5 protein-coding genes are annotated in these 6941 nt (G+C 70.3%); all 5 read left to right on the forward strand.

Features of this window, described 5'->3' with window-relative positions; genetic code table 11:
• Positions 1 to 31 precede the first annotated feature (31 nt).
• Positions 32 to 1429 carry a TldD/PmbA family protein gene (locus tag D2L64_RS24315; protein ID WP_233559127.1) on the forward strand — a complete coding sequence of 466 codons (1398 nt, stop codon included), beginning with the start codon at positions 32 to 34 and terminating at the stop codon, positions 1427 to 1429.
• A 269-nt stretch (positions 1430 to 1698) separates the two neighbouring features.
• On the forward strand, positions 1699 to 2511 hold the full coding sequence (locus D2L64_RS24320) for a hypothetical protein (protein WP_119579527.1): 813 nt from the start codon (positions 1699 to 1701) through the stop codon (positions 2509 to 2511).
• Positions 2512 to 2524: 13 nt separating this feature from the next.
• Positions 2525 to 4489, forward strand: a complete 1965-nt coding sequence (locus D2L64_RS24325; RefSeq protein WP_119579528.1) for a fumarate reductase/succinate dehydrogenase flavoprotein subunit — start codon at positions 2525 to 2527, stop codon at positions 4487 to 4489.
• Complete coding sequence (locus D2L64_RS24330; RefSeq protein ID WP_119579529.1) at positions 4489 to 5556, forward strand: succinate dehydrogenase/fumarate reductase iron-sulfur subunit; 1068 nt, start codon at positions 4489 to 4491, stop codon at positions 5554 to 5556. Before D2L64_RS24325 ends, D2L64_RS24330 begins: the two co-directional genes overlap by 1 nt.
• A gap of 249 nt (positions 5557 to 5805) precedes the next feature.
• Positions 5806 to 6678, forward strand: a complete 873-nt coding sequence (locus D2L64_RS24335; RefSeq protein ID WP_233559128.1) for an endonuclease domain-containing protein — start codon at positions 5806 to 5808, stop codon at positions 6676 to 6678.
• Positions 6679 to 6941 lie beyond the last annotated feature (263 nt).

Raw genomic sequence — 6941 nt, forward strand, 5'->3', positions numbered from 1 at the left:
GAGCCCCGCAGCCGCGAACCAGGGTGGCACCGTGAGCGCGTCCGAGCTGGACCTCGCCGGTCGGGTGGTGGAGCTGGTCGCCGGGCTGGCCGGGCCGGACGCGCAGGCCGAGGTGACGGTGGGCCGGGCGGAGCTGGCGTTGACCCGGTTCGCCAACTCCGCCATCCACCAGAACGTCGCCGAGTCCGCCGTGGAGGTCCGGCTACGGCTGCACGTGGAGGGCCGCACGGCCGCCGGCAGCGCCAGCACGGCGACCGCCGACGGCCTGCGTACGCTGGTGGAACGGGTACTGGTCGCGGCACGGATCACGCCGCCGGACCCGGCCTGGCCGGGGCTGGCCCCGCCCGCGCCGGTGGCGCCCTCGGCGGAGTGGGACGCGGGCATCGCGTACGCCGAGCCGGCCGACCGGGCCGCGCTGGTGCGGGCGTTCGTCGACGCGGCCGACGGGCTGACGACCGCCGGCTACTGCCGCACCGCGGTACGCACGGCGGCCTTCGCGAACTCGGCCGGACACGCCGCGCGGGGCCGCACTGCCGAGGCGGCGATGGACGGGATCGCGCGGGCCGGGGGTGTCGACGGCACCGCCCGGCACAGTGTCGACCGGCTGGCCGACCTCGACGGTGCGGCGTTGGGCCGGCGGGCCGCGGCGAAGGCCCGGGCGGCGGCCGACCCGGTGGAGCTGCCACCGGGCCGGTACCCGGTGGTCCTGGAACCGGCAGCCGTGGCCGACCTGCTACAGAACCTGGCCTGGTACGGCTTCAACGGCAAGCGGTACGCCGAGCGGCAGTCCTTCGCCGTGCCCGGCGTGGCCCAGCTCGACCCGGCGGTGACCCTGGTCGACGACCCGTTGCGCGGTGCCGGGTTGCCGTTCGACCTGGAGGGCACGCCGACCCGCGCGCTGACCCTGGTGGACGCGGGCACCACCCGGGCCGTCGCGCACGACCGGCGCAGCGCCGCCGCGACGGGTGCCGAGTCGACCGGTCACGCCGGGGTCGGCAGCAGCACCTTCGGCCCGGTCCCGCACCACCTGCGCCTCGCCCCGGCCGGGGCGGCGAACCCGACGGCGAGCACACCGACGGTGAGCCCGTACGGCGCGGCGGCCGACGCGGACACCGCCGCACTGGTGTCCCGGATGGGGCGAGGTCTGCTGGTCAGTGACTTCTGGTACACCCGGGTACTGGAACCGAAGAGCCTGGTGATCACCGGCCTGACCCGCAACGGGGTGTGGCTGGTCGAGGACGGCCGGATCACCCGGGCGGTGCGCGACCTGCGGTTCACCGAGTCGTACCCGCGGGCGCTCGGGCCGGGGTCGGTGCTGGAGGTGGGCCGGCGGACGGCCCGCCAGCCGGATGGTCTCGACGGTGTCTGGTGGGATGCGCCTTCGCTGCGACTGGCCTCCTGGAACTTCACCGGCGGCGCGTCCGGATGACCTCGGCTACGCCGCTCGTCGATCTTTTTCGGACGCTCGCATATTGATCATGGCGAAAGGCTTTCCAAAGGTCGGGACACACGGGACACTGCCTTGCGCGGACGGCCCGCCTAGATCGGCGTAACGTGTGTCACTTAGCTGCTCCGGTACGCCGGGTGCGGTCGTTGGTGTGCGCATGACGTGGCACGTGGGCGCGGGATGACCGGTCCGCCTGCCGACCGGAAGTGTTCCGCCGCCCGTGACAGGGCCCCGTCAGGGAGACGACGCGAATGACATCATCGGCAACGAGACCGAAACCGCGGGGGGCGCGGGCACGTGCCGCCATCGCGGCGAAGACGTTGCGTACGGACCGCTGGTGGCTCGCCCCGCTGATCACCGTCATCGGGCTCGGCGCGTGGATCACGTACGCGACGGTCCGGGTCTTCATGCACAAGTGGTACTGGGTCGAGGAGTACCACTACCTCACCCCGTTCTACTCCCCGTGCGTGACCGACCGGTGCATCCCGGAGGCGTCGCACTTCGGGCAGTACCTGCCCGGCTGGTGGATCGTTCCCGACGCCGCGTTCACCCTGCCGTTCCTGCTGCTGTTCCGGCTGACGTGCTACTACTACCGCAAGGCGTACTACCGGTCGTTCTGGCTCTCGCCGCCGGCCTGCGCGGTGCCGGACGGTCACGCCTCCTACGGTGGTGAGACCCGGTTCCCGCTGATCGTGCAGAACTCGCACCGGTACTTCTTCTACTTCGCCGCGATCATCTCGCTGATCAACACCTGGGACGCGATCGCCGCCTTCCGCAGCCCCGAGGGCTTCGGGTTCGGCCTGGGCAACCTGATCCTGGTCGGCAACGTGGTGATGCTCTGGGCGTACACCATCTCCTGCCACTCCTGCCGGCACATCATCGGCGGGCGACTGAAGCACTTCTCCAAGCATCCGGTCCGGTACCGGGCCTGGGGCTACGTCTCCTGGCTGAACGTCCGGCACATGCAGCTCGCCTGGATCACGCTCGGCACCTTGGCGCTCACCGACTTCTACGTCATGTCCGTCGCCGCCGGGTGGATCTCCGACCTGCGGTTCATCAACTAAGGGCCCCGCTGACATGACGAACGACTCACACCGCGACACGAGCGCTACCACTCGCATCGAACGACACCACTACGACGTCGTCGTGATCGGGGCCGGCGGCGCCGGCCTGCGCGCGGCGATCGAGGCCCGGCTGGCCGGCAAGAAGACCGCGATCATCTCCAAGTCGCTGTTCGGCAAGGCGCACACGGTGATGGCCGAGGGCGGCGCCGCCGCGGCCATGGGGAACGTGAACAGCCGGGACAGCTGGCAGGTCCACTTCCGCGACACCATGCGCGGCGGCAAGTTCCTGAACAACTTCCGGATGGCCGAGCTGCACGCGAAGGAGTCACCGCAGCGGATCTGGGAGCTGGAGACGTACGGCGCGCTGTTCGACCGGACGAAGGACGGCAAGATCTCGCAGCGCAACTTCGGCGGCCACGAGTACCCCCGACTGGCCCACGTCGGTGACCGGACCGGCCTGGAGCTGATCCGTACCCTCCAGCAGAAGATCGTCTCGTTGCAGCAGGAGGACAAGCGCGACCACGGCTCGTACGACGCCCGGATCAAGGTCTTCGCCGAGACCACCATCACCGAGCTGCTGCTCGACGGCGACCGGGTCGCCGGCGCGTTCGGTTACTACCGGGAGTCCGGCGAGTTCGTCCTCTTCGAGGCGCCGGCCGTGGTGCTGGCCACCGGTGGGGTCGGCCGTTCCTACAAGGTCACCTCGAACTCGTGGGAGTACACCGGGGACGGTCACGCGCTGGCGCTGCGCGCCGGAGCGAATCTGATCAACATGGAGTTCCTCCAGTTCCACCCCACCGGCATGGTCTGGCCGGTCTCGGTCAAGGGCATCCTGGTCACCGAGTCGGTACGCGGTGACGGTGGCATCCTGAAGAACTCCGAGGGCAAGCGGTTCATGTTCGACTACGTCCCCGACGTCTTCCGCAAGCAGTACGCGGAGACGCCCGAGGAGGCGGACCGCTGGTACACCGACCCGGACAACAACCGGCGTCCGCCGGAGCTGCTGCCCCGCGACGAGGTCGCCCGCGCGATCAACAGCGAGGTCAAGGCCGGTCGGGGTACGCCGGCCGGCGGCGTCTACCTGGACATCGCCTCCCGGCTGCCGGCCGAGGAGATCCGCCGCCGGCTGCCGTCGATGCACCACCAGTTCAAGGGCCTGGCCGACGTCGACATCACCAAGGAGCCGATGGAGGTCGGTCCGACCTGCCACTACGTGATGGGCGGCATCGAGGTCGACCCGGACAGCGGCGCCGCGTACGGCTCGGTGCGGGGCCTGTTCGCCGCCGGTGAGGTCTCCGGCGGCATGCACGGCTCCAACCGTCTGGGCGGCAACTCCCTGTCCGACCTGCTGGTCTTCGGCAAGCGGGCGGGCGGCCACGCGGCCGGCTACGTCGACCAGCTCGCCGCCCGGCCCCGGGTGGAGGTGGCCGCGGTGGAGACCGCGGTGGAGACCGCGTTGGCGCCGCTGCAGCGGGACACCGGCGAGAACCCGTACACCCTGCAGCAGGACCTCCAGGCGGTGATGGGGGATTTAGTCGGCATCATCCGGCGGGAGGCCGAGTTGGCGGACGCGCTGGTCCGGCTGGCCGAGCTGCGCGAGCGGGTGGCGAAGGTCAGCGCGGCCGGTGGCCGCCGCTACAACCCGGGCTGGCACCTCGCGTTGGACCTGCGCAACATGCTGGTCGTCTCGGAGTGCACCGCGAAGGCGGCACTGGAGCGACGCGAGTCGCGTGGCGGGCACACCCGCGAGGACTACCCCACGATGGATCCGCAGTGGCGGCGGCTCAACCTGGTCTGCTCGCTGGAGGGCGACACCGTCCGGCTGGACCGCAAGCCGCTGCCGAAGATGCGTACCGAACTGCTCGGCCTCTTCGACCGCGCCGAGCTGGCCAAGTACCTCACCGACGAGGAACTCGCCGAGTTCGACGCCCTCGCCGCCGCCGATGCCGCCGATGCCGCCGGGAAGGAGACCCACTGATGGGTACGAAGCGCAACTTCCGGATCTGGCGGGGTGACGCCGACGGAGGCGAGCTGACGGACTACGCCGTCGAGGTGAACGAGGGGGAGGTGGTCCTCGACGTGATCCACCGCCTGCAGGCCACCGACGCGCCCGACCTGGCCTGCCGGTGGAACTGCAAGGCCGGCAAGTGCGGCTCCTGCTCCATGGAGATCAACGGGATGCCCAAGCTCGGCTGCATGACCCGGATGTCGACGTTCGAAGAGGACGAGACGGTCACGGTGACCCCGCTGCGGACCTTCCCGGTCATCCGGGACCTGGTCACCGACGTCTCGTTCAACTACGAGAAGGCACGGGAGACGCCGGCCTTCGCTCCCCCGGCCGACCTCGCCCCCGGCGACTACCGGATGCAGCAGGTCGACGTGGAACGCTCGCAGGAGTTCCGCAAGTGCATCGAGTGCTTCCTGTGCCAGAACGTCTGCCACGTGATCCGCGACCACGACGAGAACAAGCCGGCGTTCTCCGGGCCGCGATACTTCATCCGGGCCGCAGAACTGGACATGCATCCCCTCGATGCCAAGACCGACCGCAAGGAGTACGCGCAGTCGGAACAGGGCCTCGGCTTCTGCAACATCACCAAGTGCTGCACCGAGGTCTGCCCCGAGCACATCAAGATCACCGACAACGGGATCATCCCCATGAAGGAGCGGGTCGTCGACCGCAGGTACGATCCACTTGTATGGCTCGGTAGCAAAATCTTCCGGAGGGGTCAGGTGCCTCAGACCAGCGTGACCAGCGAACACTCCCCGGGCGCCGTGCGCTCCAACGCGGCGGGTGGCGGTCTGCACTCGCACGCGGGCGGCTCACACGATCCCGCCGCGGAGACCCAGGCCCAGCAGGGCGTCAACTGGCACCGCGAGGTGCCGCACCCGACCGCCCCCGCGGTCGACGCGAGCGGCAAGCTTCCCCTGACGGAGCTCACCTTCGACCGCGCGGCGGCACCCTCCCCCTTCGGGGACGACGTCACCTTCCCGCTTCCGCCCGAGCACCTCAACTTCGCCCACCCCGACCAGGACCAGAAACACTAGAAGGTGGCCACACCCCCCTCCCCCCCTCCCCCCCTCCCCGCGTTAGGCGCGTTGATCATGAGGTTGGCGGCGAAGTGGATCTCCCCAGCTGCCGCCAACTTCATGATCAACGCGGCGAGGAGCCGAGTTGTCCACAGGCGGGGCGGAGGTTGTCCACAGGGGCTGCGGTAGGGACGGCGGCGTGGGCAGGGTTGGGGGGTGGATCGAGAGTGGCGGATTCGCCGGATAGCCGGACGGCAGGATGGGCTCGTGCGCCGCGAGCAGGCGCTGACGAACGGGTTCACCCGTCACGAGGTGGACAATCTCGTCGCCTTCGGGCGCTGGCAGTCACTCGCCCGGGCCGTCTACCTACCGCAGCCCGTCTCTGCGGTGCAGCCGTCCCGACGCCAGCAGGTCCGGGCCGCACTACTGTCGCTGGGCCCGGCCGCGTTCGCGGTCCTCGGAACCGCCGCCGAACTCCACGGCATTGCCGGCCTGCCCTCGTCCGACGAGATCCATGTCGGCCTACCCGGCACGGCCGCCAAGCGAGCCCGGGTCGGGCAACCCCAGGTCGTACTGCACCAACTGGAGTACGCGGCGGAGTCACTGGTCAGCCTGGGCGGGTTGGCAACCACCGATGCCATCTCCACAGTCAGCGACGTCATCCTGCGCGCCGGGCGCTACCCCGCCGTCTCGATGCTCGACTCGGCGCTGAACCGAGGCCTACTCGGCGAGGACGATCTGGCGACCATCGCGCGCCGGATCCGGCGTCGGCGGGGAGCGGTGGCGGCGCGCGGTTACCTCACCCAGGCGGATGGTCGAGCCCAGTCGCCGCTTGAGACCCGCACCAGACTTCGCTGCGTCGACGGCCGGGTGCCACCGGACGTACTGCAACTAGAGGTACGCGACGACGACGGTTACCTGCTCGGCATCGGCGACCTGGGCTGGCGTGGCCCCAGAGTGATCGCGGAGGCGGACGGCCGCGGCCCGCACAGCGCGCCGGAGGCGATCTTCGCCGACCGCCGCCGACAGAATCTCCTGGCCAACGCCGGTTGGACGATCCTCCGCTTCACCTGGCAGGACACTCTCGATCCGGCGTACATCCCCTGGATAGTCCGCCAAGCCATCAACCCCCGCCCCTAACCCCGCCCCTAACCCCCACCCCACCCATCGCGCCGCACCCATCGCGCCGCACTCATCGCGCCGCACCCATCGCGCCGCACCGCGCCGCGTCGCGTCGATCATGAGGTTGACGGCGAAGTGGATCTCCCAAACTGCCGCAAACCTCATGATCAACGGGGTGAGTCGGTGGGGAAGGGGTCAGGAGGGTGGGGGTGGAGGGAGGAGGGGGAGTGGGAGTGGGGGTGGGGGTGGGGGGGGAGGAGGGGGCGGAGGGCGGCGACGAT

Origin of the sequence: Micromonospora radicis (assembly GCF_003583405.1) — a bacterium.
Classification (GTDB): Bacteria; Actinomycetota; Actinomycetes; order Mycobacteriales; family Micromonosporaceae; genus Micromonospora; species Micromonospora radicis.